Annotated in this window: 18 protein-coding genes; 3 read left to right on the top strand and 15 right to left on the bottom strand. The window is 73.7% G+C overall.

Annotated elements, in window-relative coordinates; all coding sequences use genetic code 11:
• Positions 1-132 precede the first annotated feature (132 nt).
• Entirely contained in the window at positions 133-1,278 is a 1,146-nt protein-coding gene (gene hppD / locus ACIHAA_RS06225) for a 4-hydroxyphenylpyruvate dioxygenase (protein WP_399813789.1), read from the bottom strand.
• A gap of 122 nt (positions 1,279-1,400) precedes the next feature.
• Between hppD and ACIHAA_RS06220 the strand changes: the two genes are divergently transcribed.
• Positions 1,401-1,880: an Lrp/AsnC family transcriptional regulator gene (locus ACIHAA_RS06220; protein WP_399814499.1), complete on the top strand. Its 480-nt coding sequence runs from the start codon at positions 1,401-1,403 to the stop codon at positions 1,878-1,880.
• A gap of 45 nt (positions 1,881-1,925) precedes the next feature.
• Here ACIHAA_RS06220 and ACIHAA_RS06215 read toward each other — a convergent pair whose 3' ends face one another.
• From ACIHAA_RS06215 to ACIHAA_RS06190, 6 genes are all read right to left on the bottom strand, one after another.
• On the bottom strand, positions 1,926-3,227 hold the full coding sequence (locus ACIHAA_RS06215) for an MFS transporter (protein WP_399813788.1): 1,302 nt from the start codon (positions 3,225-3,227) through the stop codon (positions 1,926-1,928).
• A gap of 285 nt (positions 3,228-3,512) precedes the next feature.
• Positions 3,513-4,304 (bottom strand): S16 family serine protease, encoded by a 792-nt coding sequence (locus ACIHAA_RS06210; RefSeq protein WP_399813786.1) that lies wholly within the window; start codon positions 4,302-4,304, stop codon positions 3,513-3,515.
• 177 nt (positions 4,305-4,481) lie between these two features.
• On the bottom strand, positions 4,482-5,123 hold the full coding sequence (locus tag ACIHAA_RS06205) for an IclR family transcriptional regulator (RefSeq protein ID WP_399813785.1): 642 nt from the start codon (positions 5,121-5,123) through the stop codon (positions 4,482-4,484).
• Between the two features lie 316 nt (positions 5,124-5,439).
• Positions 5,440-7,296, bottom strand: coding sequence for a DEAD/DEAH box helicase (locus ACIHAA_RS06200; protein ID WP_399813783.1), 1,857 nt, complete (start codon positions 7,294-7,296; stop codon positions 5,440-5,442).
• Between the two features lie 162 nt (positions 7,297-7,458).
• Positions 7,459-8,898, bottom strand: a complete 1,440-nt coding sequence (locus tag ACIHAA_RS06195) for an MFS transporter (protein WP_399813781.1) — start codon at positions 8,896-8,898, stop codon at positions 7,459-7,461.
• A 120-nt stretch (positions 8,899-9,018) separates the two neighbouring features.
• Positions 9,019-9,588, bottom strand: a complete 570-nt coding sequence (locus ACIHAA_RS06190) for a TetR/AcrR family transcriptional regulator (RefSeq protein ID WP_399813780.1) — start codon at positions 9,586-9,588, stop codon at positions 9,019-9,021.
• Between the two features lie 170 nt (positions 9,589-9,758).
• Between ACIHAA_RS06190 and ACIHAA_RS06185 the strand changes: the two genes are divergently transcribed.
• Complete coding sequence (locus ACIHAA_RS06185) at positions 9,759-10,907, top strand: FAD-dependent oxidoreductase (RefSeq protein WP_399813778.1); 1,149 nt, start codon at positions 9,759-9,761, stop codon at positions 10,905-10,907.
• A gap of 39 nt (positions 10,908-10,946) precedes the next feature.
• Here ACIHAA_RS06185 and ACIHAA_RS06180 read toward each other — a convergent pair whose 3' ends face one another.
• The 8 genes from ACIHAA_RS06180 to ACIHAA_RS06145 all read right to left on the bottom strand — a co-directional run bounded on the left by ACIHAA_RS06180 (position 10,947) and on the right by ACIHAA_RS06145 (position 19,852).
• A complete protein-coding gene (locus ACIHAA_RS06180) occupies positions 10,947-11,108 on the bottom strand; it encodes a hypothetical protein (protein ID WP_399813776.1) in 162 nt (53 codons plus the stop codon).
• Positions 11,109-11,170: 62 nt separating this feature from the next.
• Positions 11,171-11,818 (bottom strand): SUKH-4 family immunity protein, encoded by a 648-nt coding sequence (locus ACIHAA_RS06175; RefSeq protein WP_399813775.1) that lies wholly within the window; start codon positions 11,816-11,818, stop codon positions 11,171-11,173.
• Between the two features lie 167 nt (positions 11,819-11,985).
• On the bottom strand, positions 11,986-14,295 hold the full coding sequence (locus ACIHAA_RS06170) for a xanthine dehydrogenase family protein molybdopterin-binding subunit (protein WP_399813773.1): 2,310 nt from the start codon (positions 14,293-14,295) through the stop codon (positions 11,986-11,988).
• Complete coding sequence (locus ACIHAA_RS06165) at positions 14,292-15,923, bottom strand: 2Fe-2S iron-sulfur cluster-binding protein (RefSeq protein ID WP_399813771.1); 1,632 nt, start codon at positions 15,921-15,923, stop codon at positions 14,292-14,294. Before ACIHAA_RS06165 ends, ACIHAA_RS06170 begins: the two co-directional genes overlap by 4 nt.
• Positions 15,920-16,813 (bottom strand): FAD binding domain-containing protein, encoded by an 894-nt coding sequence (locus ACIHAA_RS06160; protein ID WP_399813769.1) that lies wholly within the window; start codon positions 16,811-16,813, stop codon positions 15,920-15,922. The genes ACIHAA_RS06165 and ACIHAA_RS06160 overlap by 4 nt, the downstream gene beginning before the upstream one ends.
• A 277-nt stretch (positions 16,814-17,090) precedes the next feature.
• A complete protein-coding gene (locus ACIHAA_RS06155) occupies positions 17,091-18,749 on the bottom strand; it encodes a beta-N-acetylhexosaminidase (RefSeq protein WP_399813767.1) in 1,659 nt (552 codons plus the stop codon).
• A gap of 211 nt (positions 18,750-18,960) precedes the next feature.
• Positions 18,961-19,251, bottom strand: a complete 291-nt coding sequence (locus ACIHAA_RS06150) for a DUF3039 domain-containing protein (RefSeq protein WP_399813765.1) — start codon at positions 19,249-19,251, stop codon at positions 18,961-18,963.
• Between the two features lie 28 nt (positions 19,252-19,279).
• Positions 19,280-19,852 (bottom strand): YqgE/AlgH family protein, encoded by a 573-nt coding sequence (locus ACIHAA_RS06145; RefSeq protein ID WP_399813763.1) that lies wholly within the window; start codon positions 19,850-19,852, stop codon positions 19,280-19,282.
• 248 nt (positions 19,853-20,100) lie between these two features.
• Between ACIHAA_RS06145 and murA the strand changes: the two genes are divergently transcribed.
• Positions 20,101-21,441: a UDP-N-acetylglucosamine 1-carboxyvinyltransferase gene (murA, locus tag ACIHAA_RS06140; protein ID WP_399813761.1), complete on the top strand. Its 1,341-nt coding sequence runs from the start codon at positions 20,101-20,103 to the stop codon at positions 21,439-21,441.
• Positions 21,442-21,691 lie beyond the last annotated feature (250 nt).

The raw sequence follows: 21,691 nt of genomic DNA, 5'->3' as shown, positions 1-21,691 counted from the left end.
CGGGGGGGGCCCCCCCGGGGGGGCGGGGGGGGGGGGCGGGGGGCCCGGGGCCCCCGGGGGGGGCCCCCGGGGGGGGGCCGGCGGGGGGGGGGGGCGCGGGGGGGGGCGGGGGGCCCCCCCCGCGGGGGCGGGTCACAGGTTTCCGCGCCGGTCCTGCTCGCGCTCGATCGCCTCGAACAGGGCCTTGAAGTTGCCCTTGCCGAAGCCCATGGAGCCGTGCCGCTCGATGATCTCGAAGAAGACCGTCGGACGGTCCTGGACCGGCTTGGTGAAGATCTGGAGCAGATAACCGTCCTCGTCGCGGTCGGCGAGGATCTTCAGGTCGCGCAGGGTGTCGATCGGGACGCGGGTGTCGCCGACCCACTCGCCGAGGGTGTCGTAGTAGGAGTCCGGGGTGTTGAGGAACTCCACTCCGGCCGCGCGCATCGTACGGACCGTGCGGACGATGTCGTTGGTGTTGAGCGCGATGTGCTGGACGCCCGGGCCGCCGTAGAACTCCAGGTACTCGTCGATCTGGGACTTCTTCTTGGCGATCGCGGGCTCGTTGATCGGGAACTTGACCTTGAGCGTCCCGTCGGCGACGACCTTGGACATCAGGGCGCTGTACTCGGTCGCGATGTCGTCGCCCACGAACTCCTTCATGTTCGTGAAGCCCATGACCTTGTTGTAGAACTCGACCCACTCGTTCATCCGGCCGAGTTCGACGTTGCCGACGCAGTGGTCGATCGCCTGGAAGGTGCGGTGCTCCGGCGGCTCGACGATCGGACGGGCGGTGATGTAGCCGGGGAGGTAGGGGCCGTCGTAGCCGCTGCGCTCGACCAGGGTGTGGCGGGTCTCGCCGTAGGTGGCGATCGCGGCCAGGACGACGACGCCGTGCTCGTCCTTCACCTCGTAGGGCTCGGTGACCGGGGCGGCGCCGTGCTCGACGGCGTAGGCGAACGCGGCGCGCACGTCCGGGACCTCGATGGCGAGGTCGACCACACCGTCGCCGTGCTCGGCCACATGCCGGTCGAGGAAGCGTCCCCAGTCGGTGGCGGCCTTGATGACCGAGGTGAAGACGAAGCGGGCGGAGCCGTTCTCCAGGACGTACGAGGCGGTCTCGCGGCTTCCCGTCTCCGGTCCGGAGTAGGCCACGAGCCGCATCCCGAAGGCGGTGGAGTAGTAGTGCGCGGCCTGCTTGGCGTTGCCCACGGCGAAGACGACCGCGTCCATTCCCTTGACCGGGAAGGGGTCTGCCTCGCGCGCGGTGCCGGGGGTGTGGTGTGTGGTCTGCGTCATGTTCGCAGCCTCACCCCTCTCCGCAAGGTGCGCAATAGTTTGTGCATCCACTGGGCATTCTGCACAGCAGGATGCCCGGACCGCCGGGCGTTCTGTACAGGATGACCATCAGGGAGTACGACGTGGCGATCGATCATCTGGATGCCCGGCTCATTGTGCTGCTGGCCCGCGAGCCGCGCATCGGGGTGCTGGAGATGTCCCGGCGGCTGGGGGTCGCCCGGGGCACGGCCCAGGCGCGGCTGGACCGTCTCCAGTCGCAGGGGGTGATCCGCGGCTTCGGGCCACAGGTGGACCCGGCCGCCCTCGGCTATCCCGTCACCGCGTTCGCGACGCTGGAGATCCGCCAGGGGCAGGGGTCGGACGTACGGGCGCATCTGGCGACCGTGCCCGAGGTCCTGGAACTGCACACCACCACCGGCAGCGGGGACATGCTGTGCCGATTGGTGGCCCGCTCGAACGCCGATCTCCAGCGGGTGATCGACCGGGTGGTCGGCTTCGAGGGCATCGTCCGTGCCGCGACGGCGATCGTCATGGAGAACCCGGTGCCGCTGCGGATCATCCCGCTGGTGGAACAGGCGGCGCGGGACCGGGATTTGACGTAGGCGAGGGGTGCGAGGGGCTGCGGGTGGGCGGAGCCGTCGAGCCGGTCAGTCGTCGCGGGCCGGGGGCGCGGGAGCCCGCAGGACGGGGTCGGTGCGCAGCCGTACGAAGGTGATGAGCAGGGTCAGCGCCTGCACCACGCCGCAGGCGCCCATGACCTGGGTCAGATACGGGGGCGGGGTGACGGCCAGGGCCACGCCCGCCACGGGGAAGGGCAGCAGCAGGATCAGGATGGTCAGGGAGAGGGTCGTGCCGAAGGCGGCGGGCGGGATGGTCAGCGAGCGCAGGGTGCGCAGCACGACGGTGAGTCCTCCGTCGGCAGCCATGAAGAGGGCGACCAGCGCCGTGTACCCGGCGTAGGAGGGGGCCCAGGGCACGGCGAGCGCAGCGGCCGACGCGACCGTCCCGCTGATGACGCCGACCCCCCACAGCCCCGCCCGGCCCAGCGCGAACCGGCAGCAGGCGACCACGACCAGGGTGGCGGCGGCCGACACGGACCAGAGCGTGCCCACGGCGGCCGGGGACCGGCCGAAGCGGCCCTCCACCAGGACCGGGCTCGCCGACTGGAGCAGGCCGAGGACGAGATTGGAGCAGGCGAGTCCGGTGACCAGCCGCCGCAGCGAGGGCAGCGACCGCAGTGTCTCCCACCCCTCCCGCATGCCACCGCCCGTTCCCCGTCCGCCCGTTCCCTTTCCGGCGGCGCGTGCGGCCTGTCCGGCGCGCAGGGGGGTGGGCGGGGTCTGGAGGGCGAGACCGGCCGACAGGAAGGACAGCACGCTCAGACCGGCGAGCATCCGGGTCGGGCCGGTCAGCAGCAGGACGCCGCCCAGGGCCGGGCCGATCAGGGTGGCTGTCTGGTCGATGCCGATCAGCACCGACTGCACCTGGTGGGACTGCCCTCCGGCGCGTCGGCTGACGACGGCGCCGACCGCCTCGTTGGCGATGAAACTGAACTGGGTGAGGGCCCCGGTCACGGCGGCCAGCCCGATGACCGTCGCGGTCTCGGCCGTGCCCCGGGGCAGCAGGACGAGGACGACACCGGCGCCCGCCACCAGCAGGGCCCGCAGCAGCGAGGCGACGAAGCAGACGATGGCCGCGCCGCTCCGGTCCACCAGATCACCGGCGAAGCTGAACGCGGCCACCCGGGGTATCCACTCCAGCGCGAACGCCAGGCCGGTCAGGGAGGCGGAGCCGGTGGTCGCGAGCACCACCAGCGGCATGGCGTAGGTCGCCATGGAGTAGGCGAGCGCGTCGCAGGCGCGCGGTGCGTAGACCCGGCGGAACAGGCTGCCCGTGGGCACTGCCGCATGCCGACCGGCCGGCCGGACCTCGTACAGGGAGACGGTCACGAAAGGGGCTTTCGGTGAGCGGGGCGCGAGGGGCCCGAGCGGCGCGCCCCGACCCCGTCCCGAGCCTGCGCGCACGCATGCCACGAGCAGGGCCGTCATGCCTGGTGGGGCGGGGACTACGGAGCGGTAACAACATAGCGGAACGAGAGGCTCCTGAAGAGCCCCTGGAAACCACCTGCTGTGTATGCCGCGAAACCCGTTCGCCATTCGGGCAGTTGTGGTAGATCCCGCCCTGCGGCCACTCCCCAACTCGCCCCGGGAACAGGCGAGTCGGGCGGATCCGGGCTAACAGCCCGGTACCGGGCCGCTGTTCTTCTCCAGGTGCACCAGCGCCTGGACCGCACCGCTCAGGGTGGTCACCGACACCAGGCGCAGCCCCTTGGGCAGTTCCGCCCGCGCGTCGGCGCACTCCGCCTTCGGGACCAGGAAGACCGTCGCCCCGTCGCGGCGGGCCGCCTGCACCTTGAGGCCGACGCCGCCGACCGGGCCCACCGTGCCGGAGGCATCGATCGTGCCCGTACCGGCGACGGTGCGGCCGCCGGTGAGGTCGCCGCCCGCGCCGTTGCCGTCCAGCTTGTCGATGATCCCCAGGGTGAACAGCAGGCCCGCGCTGGGGCCGCCGACATCCGCGAGCTTCAGCGTGACCTTGACGTCCTTCTCGCTGACGCGCAGATACCGCAGCGCCGCGCGGCCCGCCTCGTCCTGGGACTGCTGCATCTGCTGGGCGTTGTGCTGTTCGATCTGCTGGACGCTGTTGCCGCTCGGATAGACCGCGTCCCGCGGCATCACCGCGCGGTCCGTGCGGAACCAGCCGTCGAGCACATCACCGAACGAGACCTGGGCGTCGGGGCCGGTCGCCTCGATGGTCGTCATCCGCAGCTGGCCGGACGTGGTGCGGGTGGGTGCCCCGCTGATGGTGATCACGGGCGTGCCCTTGTTCTCGCCGAGGACGTTCGCCGTCAGACCGGGCTGCGCCACGGAGAACGGCAGCGGTGCGAGCAGGGCCGTGGCGAGCAGGGCCACGACGGGCAGGGCGCAGAGGGCGACGGCCTTGGGGCGGGAGAGGCGAGAGAGCACGGGATCAATCTAACGCGAGGACGCCTCCCGGCCGCGGGTCGGCCGGGCCGCGCGGCGACCGGACGCGGGGGCGGCGGACGATCCGCGCGGCAACGCGCGCGGGGGCGGGACGTACGACGGCGCAGGCGGGTCGTACGACGGCGCGGGCGGGTCGTACGGCGCGGGCGGTGCCCGCCGTCAGCGCAGGGCCTCCGCCACCTCGCGGGCCGCGTCCACCACCCGCGGCCCCACCCGTTCGGGCACCAAGTCCGACAGCATGACGACGCCCACGCTGCCCTCGATCCCGTTCACCCCGAGCAGCGGCGCGGCCGCCCCGCTCGCCCCGGTCTCCAGCTCCCCGTGGGTGAGGGTGCAGACGGGGTCGGCCATCGGCTGCCTGCGGGCGGCGAGTATGGCCCGCCCGGCGGCCCCCCGGTCGAGCGGATGGCGGAAGCCGGCCCGGTACGCCACGTGGTAGTCGGTCCACGACGGCTCGACCACGGCGACCGCCAGCGCCTCCGCGCCGTCGACCAGGGTGAGATGGGCGGTCGCGCCGATGTCCTCGGCGAGCGCCCGGAGCGCGGGCAGCGCGGCCTCCCGTACCAGCGGATGCACCTGGCGGCCCAGCCGCAGCACCCCGAGACCGACCCGGGCGCGGCCGCCGAGGTCCCGGCGCACCAGGGAGTGCTGCTCCAGCGTGGCCAGCAGCCGGTACACCACGGTCCGGTTGACCCCCAGCCGCAGGGAGAGTTCGGTGACCGTCAGCCCGTGGTCCGAGTCGGCCAGCAGTTTGAGGACCCTGAGGCCCCGGTCCAGCGTCTGGGAGGTCTCCGCGGTCACGACGCCCACTCCTTAGTGGTGAGGACGGCGGCCACCTCGCGGCGGATGCGTCGCCGAGTCCCGTCGGCGACGCGCTTCAGCGGCCGCCGATCGGACGGCGGCCCGGGCGGCTCCCGGGCTCGGTCGCTTCACGGCTGCGCTCCGCGGCGGCGCTGCCACGAGGCGTGTGCGTAGCGGGACAGTAGGCGATACGGTCCGCTGAGCGGAAGTCTCTGTCCACAATCCGGTCGACGGCGGTACCCGACGATTCGCTTTACGGCGATATGTACGAGCCCCGGCGCGGAAGCCGCGACGGGGCCCGGGCGCGGGCGCCGCCTCACCGCATCCGCGTGGCCCACTCCTGGACCTTGGCGATCCGCTGCCGCAGCTGGCCCCCGGTGCACTCGGCGCTCGGCGGACCGCCGCACACCCGGCGCAGCTCGGTGTGGATCACGCCGTGCGGCTTGCCGCTCTGGTGGACGTAGGCGCCGACCAGCGTGTTGAGCTGCTTGCGCAGCTCCAGCAGTTCCTTGTGGGTGACCACCGGCCGCCGTTCGGCGGGCAGTTCGAGCAGATCGGCGTCCTCGTCCGGTTTCTTGCGGCTGTGCGCGATCTGCCGGGCCTGCCGCTTCTGGAGCAGCAGCTGCACCTGGTCCGGCTCCAGGAGGCCCGGGATGCCGAGGTAGTCCTGCTCCTCCTCACTGCCCGGGTGGGCCTGCATGCCGAACTCGGCGCCGTTGTACATCACCCGGTCGAAGACCGCGTCGGACTCCAGCGCCTCGAAGGGCAGCATGTCCTGGTCGCCGGTGTCCTCGTCCTGCTCCCGGTTGGCCTCGTCCATCTCCTGCTCGGACTCGGCGTACGGGTCCTCCTCGGCGTCCTTCTTCGGCTTGTCCAAGACGTGGTCGCGTTCCCGCTCCATCTCATTGGCGAAGGTGAGCAGGTCGGGCACGGTCGGGAGGAAGACGGAGGCGGTCTCGCCGCGGCGCCGGGACCGTACGAAACGGCCGACGGCCTGGGCGAAGAAGAGCGGGGTGGAGATGGTGGTCGCGTACACCCCGACGGCGAGGCGCGGCACGTCGACACCCTCGGACACCATGCGGACGGCGACCATCCAGCGGTCGTCGCTGCCGCTGAACTCGTCGATACGGTCCGAGGCTCCCGTGTCGTCGGACAGCACCAGGGTCGCCTTGTGCCCGGTGATCTCCCGGATGAGTTTGGCGTAGGCGCGGGCCGAGTCCTGGTCGGTGGCGATGACCAGGGCGCCCGCGTCCGGGATGGCCTTGCGGACCTCGGTCAGCCGCTGGTCGGCGGCGCGCAGCACGCTCGGCATCCACTCGCCGCGCGGATCGAGGGCGGTGCGCCAGGCCTGGCTGACGGCGTCCTTGGTCATGGGCTCGCCGAGCCGGGCGGCGATCTCGTCGCCCGCCTTGGTGCGCCAGCGCATCTGGCCGCTGTAGGAGAGGAAGATGACGGGCCGCACCACACCGTCGGAGAGCGCGGAGCCGTATCCGTAGGTGTAGTCGGCGGCGGACCGCCGGATCCCGTCGGCCCCCTCCTCGTAGGCCACGAAGGGGATGGGGTTGGTGTCGGAGCGGAACGGCGTACCGGTCAGGGCGAGGCGGCGGGTCGCGGGCTCGAACGCCTCCAGGCAGGCCTCGCCCCAGGACTTGGAGTCACCGGCGTGGTGGATCTCGTCGAGGATGACGAGCGTCTTGCGCTGCTCGACCCGGTTGCGGTGCAGCATGGGCCGCACGCCGACGCCCGCGTAGGTGACGGCGACACCGTGGTACTCCCGGCTGAGCGGTCCGGCGCTGTACTCGGGGTCGAGCCTGATCCCGATCCGCGAGGCGGCCTCCGCCCACTGCTTCTTCAGGTGCTCGGTCGGCGCCACCACCGTCACCTGCTGCACGACATGGTGGTGCAGCAGCCAGGAGGCGAGCGTCAGCGCGAAGGTCGTCTTGCCGGCGCCGGGGGTGGCGACGGCGAGGAAGTCGCGCGGCTGCTCCTGGACGTACTTCTCCAACGCCCCTTCCTGCCAGGCACGCAGCTTGCTGGCGGTGCCCCAGGGAGCGCGGCCGGGGAAGGCCGGGGAGAGATGGTGCGAGGAACCGCCGGTGAGCGCGGAGGCGGTGGTGGGCCGGGAGGGCTCGCCGTGGAGGGTGGCGGCGGGCGACGGGCGGGAGGTAGTCACGGTCTCCGGGTTCGGTGGGGGTCGGGGGCGGCTCGGCTACGTATGACAACCGGGCCACCCTACCGGTGCGGCAGGCCGCTCCACGGGGCGACGGCACCTCATCCCCCTGTGGTGCGACGGGGGTCACAGATCACGGAGTACGGCGGCCCGGCGGCGCCGGGGTCAGCGCTCGTGCAGCCGGGTCGCCACCCAGGCCCCCGCCAGCGCGACCGCCGCCATGGGCAGGAACACCGCGGCGAAGGCGGCCGGATGGGCGCCGTCGGCGGTGGCCGCGGAGGCCGTGTGGGCGACCGTGCCGCCGCCGAGCGCGGCGAACGCGGCACCGCCCGCGGCGAGCAGCACGACATTGGAGAGGCCGTCGGAGATCTGGAGGGCCGCCGAGTTGGCGCCCGCCTCCTCGGGGGGCGACAGCTTCAGCAGCAGCACGCTGGTGGAGGAGATCACCAGGCCCATGCCGAAGCAGCCGAACGCCCAGGCGACGGCGACGGTCCACACGGGCACGGCGTGCACCAGCACCGTCGGCGCCGTCGCGATCGCGGCCGCGACCACGATCATGCCGAGGGCCGTGAGCCGGTCCCGGTACGGTTCCAGGCGCGGCCTCGACTGAAGGTACGAGCCGAGCGCCCAGGTGCCGCCGCCCGCCGCGAGGGAGAGTCCGGCCAGCGTCGGCGACAGGCCCCGCTGGGTGACCAGCATCAGCGGGACGAAGCTCTCCGCCCCGACGAAGGAGCCCGCCGCGATCCCGCGCAGCAGCACCACGGACGGCAGTCCGCGGGCCGCCCGGTAGGTGCCGCGGGGCAGCAGCCGCAGCACGGACGGCACGATCAGCGCGGCGCCCACCAGGCCGGGCAGCAGCGACACCCAGCGCAGGTCCTGGGCGGCGTACTGGAGAAAACCGGCGCCGAGCGAGATGCCGAGGGCCAGGCGGATGCGGCGGGAGTCGAGGGGTGCGGCCACGGCCTCCTCTGCGGGGCCGCCCGCCCGGCGCCGTATCTGTGGCAGCGCGAGGGCCAGCGGGAACACCACCAGGACCGGGATGCCGATGAACACCCAGCGCCAGCCGAGCTGTTCGGTCACCGTGCCCGCGGCCAGCGGGCCGACCACGGAGGGGACGACCCAGCCCGCCGCGAACGCGGCCATGATCGCGGGCCGCAGGGGCTCCGGGTAGGCGCGGCCGACCACGACATACAGGGCGACGATCACCAGCCCGCCGCCGAGCCCCTGGACCGCGCGCCCCAGGATGAACAGCCACATCGCCCCGGCCGTCCCGGACAGCAGCAGCCCGGCGGCGAACGCGGCGATCCCCCAGGCCAGCGAGGCCAGCGGCCCGCTGCGGTCCGACCACTGACCGGCCAGCACCATGCCGAACAGGCTGGTGGTGAAGTACGCGGAGAACGCGAAGGCGTACAGGGGCAGCCCGTCCAGCTCCCGTGCCGCGACCGGCATCGCGGTCCCGACGGCGGTCGCCTCGAAGGCGATGAGCACGATGACCGAGACGATCCCGATACTGAGCGCCCGGTAGGCCCGGCTCAGCACACCGGCACCACTGACGGGCACTACGGCGGGGACGACATCGGCGTCACGGGGTTCGAGGGCTGCCATGCGGCCAGAGTAAGAGGCTCAGAGCCGCTTGACTCCTGTCCGGAGAAGGTGATCGGCCGGACTTTGGCCCTAGGGCCAGGGTTCGGCCAACCCTCCCCTCCGGGCCGCCCTAAGGGCGCTTCAGGGGCCCGGCCAGCCGTGTTCGAGGAGGGTGAAGGCCGCGTCGAGGGCCGCGTCCGGGGCGGGGGCGCGGTCGGCGAGGGCGGTGGACTCCAGGGCGAAGCGGGCCAGGGCGGCACAGCGGAGGGCGTCGGCGCCGCTCTCCTCGGCGATGGCGCGGGCCAGGGCGTCCTGGTGGCGCATCCACATCCGGTGGGCGTACTCGGCGAGGGCGGGTGTGTCGCGTACGAGTGCCACGAAGGAGCCGAACTCGGTGCCGGAGTCACCGGGGTGGGCGCGGGTCCGCTTGAGGTGGGCGCACAGGGCACCGGGGATGGACCGGCCCGGTGCGCGGTCGCGCACGGCGGCGACGAGAGCCGCCTCCTGGTCGGACTCCTCGTCGAAGACCAGTGCCTCCTTGGCGGGGAAGTGCTTGAGCAGGGTGGTGGTCGACACATCGGCCGCGTCGGCGATGTCCCGCAAGGTCACCTGGTCGTAGCCGCGTTCGAGGAAGAGGCGCAGGGCCGCGTCCGCGAGGGAGCGGCGGGTGGCGGCCTTCTTGCGCTCACGACGGCCGAGGGGTTCAGTCACGATTGGATCGTACCGCAAGGTGTGTGGAGTAATAAGTTGTGTCGTTGCACTTTTTGGGTCGGTGTGCTTTTTTGGATTGGGGCGTCGACGACCGGGCCGCCCGCCATGGCCCGACTCCGCCCCGCAGCAGCACACTTCCCGCCCCACACCTGCGACCCCCGGAGCACCTCATGACCTCCGACGCCCCCCGTATCGCGATCATCGGCGCCGGTCCCGGCGGCCTGATCTGCGCCCGGATCCTCCAGCGGCACGGCATCGCCGCCACCGTCTACGACCTGGACGCCTCCCCCGCCACCCGCGACCAGGGCGGCACCCTCGACATGCACCCCGACTCCGGCGCGCGGGCCCTGCGCGAGGCCGGACTGTGGGAGGAGTTCCTGAAGTCGGCCCGGCCGGAGGGTCAGCAGATGCGGCTGGCCGGCCGCGACGGACGGATCGTGTTCGACGCCGTCCCGCCCGAGGCCGACCCCGCGGAGGGCAACCCCGAGATCGACCGCGGTCAACTGCGCGCCATCCTGCTGGGCTCCCTCGCCCCGGGCACCGTCCGCTGGGGCCACCGGCTGGAGCGGGCCGAGGTGCTCGGCGACGGCACCCATCGGCTGCACTTCGCCAACGGCGCCACCGTCGGGACCGATCTGCTCGTGGGCGCCGACGGCGCCTGGTCACGGGTGCGGCCGCTGCTGTCCGACGCCGTGCCCGGCTACACCGGCGTCACCTTCGTGGAGACCGGACTCGACGACTCCGACATCCGCCACCCCCGGCTCGCCGCCCTCACCGGCCGGGGCACCCTGATGGCCCTCGACGACAACCGGGGCTTTGTCGCCCAGCGCAACAGCGGCGGACACATCCGCGTCTACGTCGGCATGCGCACCGCCGAGGACTGGCACCGGCGTGCCGGTCTCGACCTGGCCGACCCGGATGCCGTACGGGAGGCCCTGCTCCAGGAGTTCGCCGGGTGGGGCGAGAGCCTCACCGGCTTCATCACCGACACCGACACCGGCTACACCAACCGCCCCCTGTACGCCCTGCCCGTCCCCCACACCTGGACCCGCACCCCCGGCGTCACCCTCCTGGGCGACGCCGCCCACCTGATGTCCCCCTTCTCCGGGATGGGCGCGAACCTCGCCATGCTCGACGGCGCCGACCTCGCCCGTGCCGTGGCCACCGGGCCGACCGTGGAGGACGCCCTCACCGCCTACGAGGACGTCCTGCTGCCCCGCTCGGCGGAGGCCGCCGCGGGCGCAGCCGAGGGACTCACCGGTGCCTTCGCGCCCGACTCCGCCGAACAGACCCTCGCCCATATGACCGGACGCGACTGACGCCCCGCCGGTCGGTCGGCCGGTCGGGCAGCCGGTCGCTCAGTCGGTCAGCGGGTCGGCCGGTGAGTCGGTGAACCGGACGCTGGTGAACAGCTCGGTCCTGCTCGCCGAGTCCGGAGGAAGCACCGCCTGGACGTCACCGCGGCAGCCGGTGTATCCGGACAACTCCACCGTGCGGTCGGTCTCGTCGACTCGCCCCACGGAGACTCCCGGGAAGGCATGGGCGGACGGATCACCCTCGCATTTCCCGCGACGCCCACCGCTCAGTCCTGACACCCCGGCACTTCACCCGCCCGGTGCACCAGCCAGACCGCGAACGCCAGTGTGGAGACGTCCGCGTCGAGCGGGCGCAGGGCCCCGTCGGACTCGCTCCAGCTCAGCAGCTGCCCGGTGGTGCCGTCCACGACCAGGCTGGTGTCCGCGCGCAGGCCGCCGAGGCGTATCAGCCGGTCCGCGCCCTCCGGGAGTGCGCCCGCGGGGGCCGACGGCGCCTCCCCGAATGCGGCACGGCCGGTGAAGTCGGCGAAGGCGGCGCGGTCGGCGTGGTACTCCGTCAGGGTCGGCAGGGGCACGTCCGTGTCCAGCTCGTACCAGTGGCCGTGCTCCGGGAGGCCCGTGTCCCTGAGGAAGCGGCGGGTCGGCTCGTGGGTGAGCGTGCCGGGGAAGTCGATGTCCTCGAAGCGCACGACGGCGGCGGAACCGAACTCCTCGTCGAGGAGGCGCGCGGGGAGGTCCAGCCGGAGCCCCGTGCCGCCGCGCAGAAGGCATTCCAGATCGTGGTCGAGAGTGCGCAGCGCGCCCCTGACGAACCGGTCGTGCGGCTCGGCCGCCGGGATCACATCGTCAACCCACACGGCGTCAACACTCATGTCGGCGTCGGTGCTTGTGCGGATGACTTCGGTCGTGCTCATTGCTTTCCCCCGTGTGCCTTGTCCCCCGGGGCGTCCGCAGGCGGGAGTCGTCCTCCGCCGGGCGGCACCGCCCCCACACCAAGAACCCTACGCCGCCCCACTGACAACGCCCCCCGGCTCGCGGGGGGCGTCGAAACGGCGGGCGTCACGGCGAACGCCCGCGGCGGTCACTGGGTGTTGGTCACCACCGCGGCCTGCGGCCGGATCGGCAGGCGGTTGACCGGGCGGCCCGTGGCCGCGCGCACCGCGGCGGCGATCGCCGCCGGGGAGGTCACCACCGGCACCGCGCTGACCGACTTGGCGCCGAACGGCGCGACCACATCGCGTTCCTCGACCAGCTTGACGATCCGGATGTCGGGGGCGTCCAGGGCCGTGGGAAGGGAGTAGCCGGTCAGATCGGGGTGGCGGACCAGACCGCGGGCGGTGCGCAGGTTCTCGGTGAGCGCGATGCCCACGCCCTGGGTGAGCCCGGCCTCCACCCGCGCGGCGAGCTGGGCCGGGTTCAGCACCCGGCCGACGTCCTGGGCGAGGGCCAGCTCGACCACCCGGACCGAGCCGATCTCGACGTCCACGTCGACCACCGCGCGGATCGCGCAGAACGCGAGCCCCACGAAGGCGTCGCCCTGGCCCGTCTCGTCCAGCGGCTCGGTGGGGTGCGGGCGGCACTGGGCCGTGGCCCACAGCTCCTTGCCGTCCAGCGCCTCGGTGACCGTGGTCGACAGCACACCGTCGTACGAGGTGATCTTGCCGTCGGTGATCTGGAGCAGCTCGGTGGACATGCCGAACTTATGTGCCAGGGGCTGGAGCAGCTGGGTGCGGACCATCTTGGCGGCGCGTTCCACCGCCCCGCCCGACACCCAGGTGTGGCGGCCGCGGCAGCCCGCCCCGGCCGACGGCTGGTCGGTGTCGACCGGGGCCACCAGGACATCGTCGATGCCCAGGGTCTCCTGGACGATCTGCCGGGCCAGCGTGGTGAAGCCCTGGCCGGTCTCGACAGCCGAACAGAGCACCGTCGCCACGCCGTCGTGGACCTTGACCGTCGCCGTGGACACCTCGTCGGCGCCCTCCGCGCCGAGCATGTGCACCATGCCGAGGCCGTAGCCGACGCCGCGGCGCACCGCTCCGGGGTCGCCCGCGCCCTCGGGGCCGCCGGGCAGCAGCCACTCCTCCTCGGGGGTGTCCTTGGGAAGCGCGGGCAGCGGGTGGTCCCGTACCGCCTCCAGCAGTTCGGCCACCGGCGCCGGGCAGGTCACAGTCTGGCCGGTGGGCAGGACGTCACCGGTGGCCAGGACGTTGAGCAGCCGCAGTTCCGCCGGGTCGGTGCCGAGCTTCTTGGCGAGCTTGTCCATCTGAGCCTCGTAGGCCGCGCACACCTGCATCGCGCCCTCGCCGCGCACATGGCCCGACGGGGGGTTGTTGGTGCGTACGGCCCAGCCCTCGATGAAGGCGTTCGGGACGACATAGGGGCCGCAGGCGAAGGACACGGCGGCGGCCAGTGCCTCGGCGGAGCTCTCCCCGTAGGCGCCCGAGTCCAGCAGGATCTGCGCCTCGACCTTCACCAGCCTGCCCTGGGCGTCCGCGTGGTGGCGGTAGCGCAGGAGGGTGGGGTGGCGGTGGGCGTGGCCGAGGAAGGACTCCTCGCGGGTCGCGGTGAGCTTCACCGGGCAGCCGGTGCTCAGGGCGAGCAGGCCCAGCGGGAGCTGGAAACCCGGGTCCTCGCGGTCGGCGGTGGCGCCGGGCACCCCGGTGACGACGACCTTCACCCGTTCGGGTTCCAGGCCGTAGGCGGCGGCGGCCCGGTCGCGGTCGGCGTGCGGGTCGGTGGAGGCGAGGTACAGCTCGACCCCGCCGTCGGGCCGGGGCACCGCGAGACCGGCCTCCGCTCCGATCGGGGCGGGGTCCTGGCGGCCGATGCGGTAGAGGCCCTCGACGACGACCTCGCCCACCGCGTCGGGGTCGCCGTGGCGCAGCGGGATGTGGCGGATCAGATTGCCGTCGGGGTGCAGCGGTTCGGCCTCGAAAGACTGCTCCGGGTCGGTCACCGGTTCGAGCACCTCGTACTCGACGATGATCGCGGCGGCGGCCATACGGGCGGTGTCGGGGTGGTCGGCGGCGACGGCCGCGATGGGCTCCCCGTGGTGGCGCACGACCTCGGAGGCGAAGACGGGCCGGCCGGGCGCGTCCGGGCCCGGGAAGGCGCCGCCCGGCACGTCCTCGTGGGTGACCACGGCCCGTACGCCGGGCATCTCGCGCGCATGGCTGGTGTCGAGGGAGAGGATGCGCGCGTGGGGGTGCGGCGAGCGCAGCACGGCGGCCCACAGCAGGCCCTCGGCCCACAGGTCGGCCGCGTAGGGGAAGGTGCCCTCGGTCTTGGCGCGGGCGTCGGCCGAGGGCAGCGAGACGCCGAGGCCGTGCGGCAGCGGCTCGGGGGCGGGTGCGGCCGCCGCGGTGGTCGCGGTGGCGGCTTCGTTGCTCACGCCTGGCCTCCGTCCTGGCCGTACGGGTGCTCGTGCGGGGACGCGCCGTCGAACGCGGTGGGGTGGACCCCGCCCGCGCCGGGGCCCGCCTGGTGCGGGATGCGGGGCTCGCCCGGGTCCGGGGCCTGCTCGGCCTCGCTGTGCGCCCGGCGTTCGGCGGCGACCTCCTGGACGGCCTCCAGGACGCCCCGGTAGCCGGAGCAGCGGCACAGGTTGCCGCACAGGGCCTGGCGGGCCTCCGGTTCGGTGGGCGCGGGGTTGCCCTCGAGCAGGTCGTGCACGGTCATCGCCATGCCCGGGATGCAGAAGCCGCACTGCACGGCCCCGCACCGGGCGAGGGCCCGCTGCACGTCCGAGGGCCGGCCGTCGGCGGCGAGCCCCTCGACCGTGCGGACCTCGCTGCCCGCGGCGGTGACGGCGGGCACCAGGCAGGAGGCGACGAGCCGTCCGTCGACCTGGACGTTGCAGGCGCCGCACTCGCCCTGGGAGCAGCCGTCCTTGGCGCCCGCCAGGCCGAGCCGCTCGCGCAGCACATAGAGCAGGGACTCCCCGATCCAGGCGTCGGTGACGGGCCGGTCGGAGCCGTTGACGCGCAGGACGTAGGAGACGAGGGGGTGTTCGTCCTGCGGGGGCGGCGGGGGGCCGGGGTCCTGGTCCCCGGCGTCGGCCGCCGCGGGGGCGGGGTCCTCCGCCGCCACGGCGTCAGGGGCCGCCTCCGGAGCCGTGTCCGCGGCCCGGTCCTCCTCGGCGGCGGGCGCGTCGGCGGCCTCCGGCGCCTCCTGGGCGGCCTCCGGCGCCTCGGGGGCACCGTCGGTCCCGGCAGTCTCGTAGGGCTCCTCGTACGACCCCTCGGACGGCTCCCCGGCGGTCCCGTACGACTCCCCGTTCGGCCCTTCGGCGGTCTCGTACGGCTCCCCGTACGCGCCCTCGGTGGTCTCGTACGCCCTCTCGGACGGCTCCCCCGCGGTCTCGTACGGCTCGTCGTACGGCCCGTCGGACGGCTCCCCGGCGGCCTCACCGTGTCCCGACGCGGGCGGGGCGCCGGGGGTCCGGTGCGTCTCCTCGGCCCAGGGGTGTCCGGCCGGGCCGGTCGCCCAGGGGGCGGGTGCGCCGCCGGGCAGGGTCGCGGGCGGGGCGCCGCCGCCCCACTGCTCGACCAGGGACGAGGTGCTGAACTCGCCCGATTCGTCCGGCAGATCACCGCCCGCCACCGGGATCGACCACTCGCCGGTGACGTCGTGGCCGGGCGCGGGGTGCTCCTGGGCGGCCGCGGCTTCCTCGAAGCTCCACTGCCCGGTCGCCCCGGGGTGGTGGGTGAAGCGGTCCCCGGCGCCGTGCGGGGCGGCCCGGTCCGGCTCGGGCCAGCGGGCGCCCTCGGCGGGCGCGGCCCAGGTCCCCGCGGCCGCCGGGCCGGTGCCCTCCTCGGCGGCCGGGTCGAAGGTCGGCGGCACATAGCCGTGGCCCGGTGCGGCCAGCGGGCTGTGGGCGGCCAGCAGGGCGTCGATCCCGCCCTCGGGAAGCTGGACGAAGGCGGTGGCGCCGTCGTCGTAGTCCCCTTGCGGCAGTCGCTCCCAGGAGCCGTGGGTGCCCCCCTGCGGGGTCCCCTCCGGGTGCTGGTCGTCGGTCACGACAGTGCCCTCCCCAGTGCTCGTCGGGCCAGCGCGGCGACGGTGCGCCGCAGATGCAGTACGGCGGCCGGAAGCTGCTGCACCGTGCCGTCCTCCGCCGGGTCGGGGTCGGGGATGCAGGCCGCGGCGACGTACTCCCCGAAGGCGGCGAGCGCCTCCGGGACGATCGTGCGGCTGTTGTCCCAGTCGATGAGCTGGGCGACCCAGTGCTCGGCCTCCAGGGGGCGCAGCGGCACGGGTGCTATGGCGCCGACGGCGCAGCGCACTCCGCGCCGGGCCGGGTCGAGGACCAGCGCCACCGAGGCGACGGCCCGTCCGGGGCCGGTGCGCCCGGTCGCCTTCAGGAAGACCTGGGGGGCGTGCAGCAGCGGTACGCGGACGAAGCCGATGAGTTCACCGGCGCGCAGCGGTTCCACTCCGGCGAGCAGGTGCGAGACGGGGACCTCGCGGCGGGCGCCGCCCGGGCCCGCGATGATCAGCGTGGCCTCCAGGGCGGCCAGCACCGGCAGCGCGTCACCGGTGGGCGCGGCGGAGGCGATGTTGCCGCCGAGGGTGCCCGCGTTGCGGATGTGCGGCGGTCCGGCCGCGCGCGCGGCCGCCGCGAGGGCGGGGATGAGGGCGGCGAAGTCGGGGCGGCCCATGCGGGCATGGGTCAGTCCGGCGCCGAGGAGTGCGTGGCCGTCCTGGTACTGCCAGCCCCGGATCTCGCTGATCCGGCCGAGGCCGACCAGTGCGGCGGGCCGCAACTGCCCTGAGTTCACCGCGGCCATCAGATCGGTGCCACCCGCCACGGGGACGGCGGCCGGCTGGGCGGCAAGGGCCGCCACGGCCTCGTCCAGCGAGGCGGGCAGCGTCACGGCCTGCGCCGCCTGCGGTGCGTGCGTGGTCAAACCGGCTGCCCCTTCCCGCTGCCCCACCTGGTCCCACCTGTGTTGCCGTACGGTACGTGCTGACAGGCCGGACGTGGCAACTCTGGCACATCTTTCCCGGCCCCCGACGCGGGGGTCCGCTAGGAGGCATTCGCCCCCTCGGCGGGGAGATGGCCCGTTTTGCCATGACATCCCCGCAGCACGCCGGTTGCCGTTTCCGACGGCCCCGGTCCGGTCCTTTCCCTGCAAGGTCACGTTTCCAGGGTGCCCGGCCTGCGGCTGCCCGTCCGCTCCGGCCTCACACGTTCGGGGGCGCACCCTCGATCGGGCGTCCGAGCACACCGGGGCGCCGCTGCCACGGAAGGGGCCCCGAAGGCGGCCGGTAGGCGACCCCCAGGGCGTCAAGGCGGCGATAGTGGACGGCCATCCGCCGCTCGAAGTCCGCGACGTCGCGCTCCCCGGGCGCGGGCAGCACGCTCCAGACGGTCTCGGCGAAGGCCGCGAGCCGGGGGAACAGCTGGTAGTCCACCCTGGCCTGATCCTCCATCACCTCGGTCCAGACCTGGGCCTGGGCGCCCAGCACATGGCGGGCCTGCTCCTCGGTGAGCCCGGGCGGAACCGGCTCGAAGCGGTAGACGTCCTCCAGGGTGCGCACCTGTCCGATGGGCACCGGCTCGTGCGGGCCCGGGTGCTGGCGGTGGTCCAGGTAGACCTGCTGTTCGGGGCACATCACGACGTCGTGCCCGGCCCGGGCGGCCGCGACGCCGCCCGCGCGACCGCGCCAGGAGGAGACGACGGCACCGCCCGTGAGGCCGTCGAGCGCCGTCGCGCCCCCGGGCCCACCGCTGCCGTCCTCCAGGATCTCGTCCCAGCCGACGAGCCGTCGGCCACGGGCGGCAAGCCAGCCGTCGAAGTGCCGGACGAACCAGGTCTGGAGCGCGTCCTCGCCGCTCAGCCCGAGTTCCCTGATGCGCGCCTGCGCGGCCGGGGAGCGCCGCCACTGCTCCCTGGGGCACTCGTCGCCGCCGATGTGGATGAACGGGGAGGGGAACAGTTCGAGAACTTCCTCGAACACCTCTTCGTAGAACCGCAGGGTGGCCTCGGTGGGCGCGAGCACGTGGGGCGAGATGCCCCAGTCGTCCCAGACCCGGAGGGACGCCGTGTCCACGGCGTCGGTGTTGCCGAGTCCGGGATACGCGGCGATGGCGGCCTGGCTGTGGCCGGGGAGCTCGATCTCGGGGACGACGGTGATGTGCCGGGCCGCCGCGTACGCGACGATCTCGCGGATGTCGTCCCGGGTGTAGAAACCGCCGTGCGGCTTCTCCTCCCACAACGGGGAGGCACGATGGCCGAATCGGGTGCGGGGGCGCCAGGCGCCCACCGCGGTGAGGGCCGGGTGGCGCCCGATCTCCAGCCGCCAGCCCTGGTCGTCGGTGAGATGCAGATGCAGGACGTTCAGTTTGTGGGCGGCCATCTGGTCCAGCCTGCGCAGGACGCCGTCCGTGGGGGTGAAGTGCCGCGCCACATCGAGCAGGAGACCGCGCCAGCGGAAGCGGGGAGCGTCCTCGACGACCACCCCGGGCACCTCCCAGCGGCGGCCCGGGTCGAGCGGCGCCCGCCGGAAGGCCTCCGGGCCCAGCAGCTGGCGCAGGGTGGTCGCGCCCCAGAAGACCCCGGCCGCGCTGCCGCCGTCGATCCGGACGGCACGGTTGTCCACGGCGAGCCGGTAGCCCTCGCGCTCCAGCGCCGGGTCGAGGCGCAGCACGATGCCGCTGTCCGCGCCCCCGTCCGGCAGGGGCAGACCGGTGGCCGCGCCCAGGACGTCACGCAGCAGGCGCGCGACGCCTTCGGTGCCGGGTCCGGCACCGAGCGCCGTTCGCCCGTCGAGCACGAACGGGGCCGGCGGACGGACCCGCCGGCCCGTCCGGGGTGCCGGGATCAGATCCTCGAAGCCCATCGCGTCCAGCCCCTCCCGCCCTCGGGGCCCTGACGGTCCTCGCGGCCGTCATGCCCTCCGCGGCCTTGCGGCCCTCGAGGGGGAAGCCTGGCCGGGAGGGCGGCGCGAACGGAAGCCGTACGGCAGAAGCCGTACGACTCGCTCGCGAACGGAAGCGGTACCCGACGGGATCCGGACGGCCGGGGCGACGGGGCCCGGCGGCCGGGACCGGCTACTTGTCGCCGCCCTTGCCCTTGCCCTTGTCGTCTCCGCCGCCTGCCATGGACTCGTAGATCTCCTTGCACATGGGGCAGACGGGGTACTTCTTCGGGTCGCGGCCCGGTACCCACACCTTGCCGCACAGCGCCACCACGGGCGTGCCGTCCAGGGCGCTCGCCATGATCTTGTCCTTCTGGACATAGTGGGCGAAGCGCTCGTGGTCACCGTCGCCGTGCGACACCTGCGGCGTCGGCTCTACGAGGGTCCCCGTACCGGTCCCGCGCTCGGGCTCGAGAGTGCTCATACGGCAAGGGTACTGAAGCCCGCAGGCATCAGTTGAGCGTAGGGTCGTCCGGATAGGTGGCCACCATCGCCAGCTCGCTGCGCTGGCGCCGCAGCACCTCGCGCCACAGCCGCTCGGGCTCGCGGGACGAGACGTCGCCGGGCTCCGACTCCACGACGTACCACGCGCCTTCGACCAGCTCGTCCTCCAGCTGGCCGGGCCCCCAGCCCGCGTACCCGGCGAAGATCCGCAGCGAGCCGAGCGCCTGGGCGAGCAGTTCGGGCGGGGCCTCCAGGTCGACCAGGCCGATCGCGCCGTGCACCCGCCGCCAGCCGAGCGGGGCCCGCTCCCCGGCGGCGCCGCCGGGGACGACCGCGACCCCCAGTGCCGAGTCCAGTGACACCGGTCCCCCCTGGAAGACCACACCGGGCTCGCCCGCGAGGTCCGCCCAGCCCTCCAGGATGTCGCTGACGTCCACGGGGGTGGGGCGGTTGAGGACTACACCGAGCGAGCCCTCCTCGTCGTGGTCGAGGAGGAGCACCACAGCACGGTCGAAGTTCGGGTCCGCCAGGGCGGGTGTGGCCACGAGCAGCCGCCCCGTGAGCGAGGACACCTCGGTCATGCCAGACATGATCCCGCATCCTGCCCCGGGATGGGGAGGCAATCCGGGTACGCGGGTGAATGCGGCAAGGGCTCACGGATGCGGTACCGGCGCACTTCCGGCCGTCACCGCGTGCGTCCGGCTCCGCACGGCTCGTGTTGTGGCAAAGCCATGACGCAGCCGGATGCGCTCGGGCTTTCTGAGGAGGGGCGGGCGGCCATTACGCTTACGTCTTCGGCCCCTGCCCCCATCCACGGAACGCGAGATCCATGACCGTCAACGACGATGTCCTCCTTGTCCACGGCGGAACCCCGCTGGAGGGCGAAATCCGTGTCCGCGGTGCGAAGAACCTCGTACCCAAGGCCATGGTCGCCGCCCTGCTGGGCGGCGCGCCGAGCAGGCTGCGCAATGTTCCCGACATCCGCGACGTGCGGGTGGTGCGCGGGCTGCTCCAGCTGCACGGCGTGACGGTCCGCCCGGGTGAGGAGCCGGGCGAGCTGATCCTCGACCCGACCCATGTCGAGAGCGCGAACGTCGCCGACATCGACGCCCACGCGGGCTCCTCGCGCATCCCGATCCTCTTCTGCGGCCCGCTGCTGCACCGTCTGGGGCACGCCTTCATCCCCGGCCTCGGCGGCTGCGACATCGGCGGCCGTCCCATCGACTTCCACTTCGATGTGCTGCGGCAGTTCGGCGCGGTCATCGAGAAGCGTGCGGACGGCCAGTACCTGGAGGCCCCCAAGGGCCTGCGCGGCACCAAGATCCGGCTGCCGTACCCGTCGGTCGGCACGACCGAGCAGGTGCTGCTGACGGCCGTGATGGCCGAGGGCGTCACGGAACTGTCCAACGCGGCCGTCGAGCCGGAGATCGAGGACCTCATCTGCGTGCTGCAGAAGATGGGCGCGATCATCGCGATGGACACCGACCGCACGATCCGCATCACCGGTGTGGAGAGCCTCGGCGGCTACACCCACCGCGCCCTGCCGGACCGTCTGGAGGCCGCGTCCTGGGCGTCGGCCGCGCTGGCCACGGAGGGCAACATCTACGTCCGCGGCGCCCAGCAGCGGTCGATGATGACCTTCCTGAACACCTACCGCAAGGTCGGCGGCGCGTTCGAGATCGACGACGAGGGCATCCGCTTCTGGCACCCCGGCGGCCAGCTGAAGTCCATCGCGCTGGAGACGGACGTGCACCCGGGCTTCCAGACGGACTGGCAGCAGCCGCTGGTGGTGGCGCTGACGCAGGCCACGGGTCTGTCGATCATCCATGAGACGGTCTACGAGTCCCGTCTCGGCTTCACCTCCGCGCTCAACCAGATGGGCGCCCACATCCAGCTCTACCGCGAGTGCCTCGGCGGCTCCGTCTGCCGCTTCGGGCAGCGCAACTTCCTGCACTCCGCGGTGGTTTCGGGCCCGACCCGGCTCCAGGGCGCCGACCTGGTCATCCCTGACCTGCGCGGCGGCTTCTCGTATCTGATCGCGGCCCTGGCGGCCCAGGGCACGTCCCGGGTCCACGGCATCGAGCTGATCAACCGCGGCTACGAGAACTTCATGGAGAAGCTCACCGAGCTGGGCGCCAAGGTCGAGCTGCCGGGCAAGGCGGTCGCCTGACGGCCTCCCGCGCGGCCTCCGGGAGACCGGGGGCCCGCGCGGGGGCGTGCGGGTGCGGGGGCGCCCGTACGCCCGCGTGCGGGGCTTTGACGCGTCGCGGATGCGCATGCGCACACACGAGGGGGGGGGGGCCCCCCCCCGGGGCCCCCCCCCGGGGGGGGGGGGGGGCCCGGGGGCCCGCCCCGGGGGGGGCGGGGGGGCGGGGGGGGCGCGGGCCGGGCGCGGCCGCCCCGCTCCCCGGGCCAGGCGG

Origin of the sequence: Streptomyces sp. NPDC052040, assembly GCF_044548405.1 — a bacterium.
Classification (GTDB): Bacteria; Actinomycetota; Actinomycetes; order Streptomycetales; family Streptomycetaceae; genus Streptomyces.
Note: the sequence above shows the minus strand (reverse complement) of the source record. Positions and strands in the feature narration are given on the sequence as shown.

Excerpts from the sequence above, each read along its gene's own strand:
- ACIHAA_RS06195 (WP_399813781.1), bottom strand. The coding sequence starts at position 8,898 with ATGGCAGCCCTCGAACCCCGTGACGCCGATGTCGTCCCCGCCGTAGTG.
- ACIHAA_RS06185 (WP_399813778.1), top strand. The coding sequence starts at position 9,759 with ATGACCTCCGACGCCCCCCGTATCGCGATCATCGGCGCCGGTCCCGGC.
- ACIHAA_RS06145 (WP_399813763.1), bottom strand. The coding sequence starts at position 19,852 with ATGACCGAGGTGTCCTCGCTCACGGGGCGGCTGCTCGTGGCCACACCC.
- ACIHAA_RS06150 (WP_399813765.1), bottom strand. The coding sequence starts at position 19,251 with ATGAGCACTCTCGAGCCCGAGCGCGGGACCGGTACGGGGACCCTCGTA.
- murA (WP_399813761.1), top strand. The coding sequence starts at position 20,101 with ATGACCGTCAACGACGATGTCCTCCTTGTCCACGGCGGAACCCCGCTG.
- hppD (WP_399813789.1), bottom strand. The coding sequence starts at position 1,278 with ATGACGCAGACCACACACCACACCCCCGGCACCGCGCGCGAGGCAGAC.
- ACIHAA_RS06155 (WP_399813767.1), bottom strand. The coding sequence starts at position 18,749 with ATGGGCTTCGAGGATCTGATCCCGGCACCCCGGACGGGCCGGCGGGTC.
- ACIHAA_RS06175 (WP_399813775.1), bottom strand. The coding sequence starts at position 11,818 with ATGAGCACGACCGAAGTCATCCGCACAAGCACCGACGCCGACATGAGT.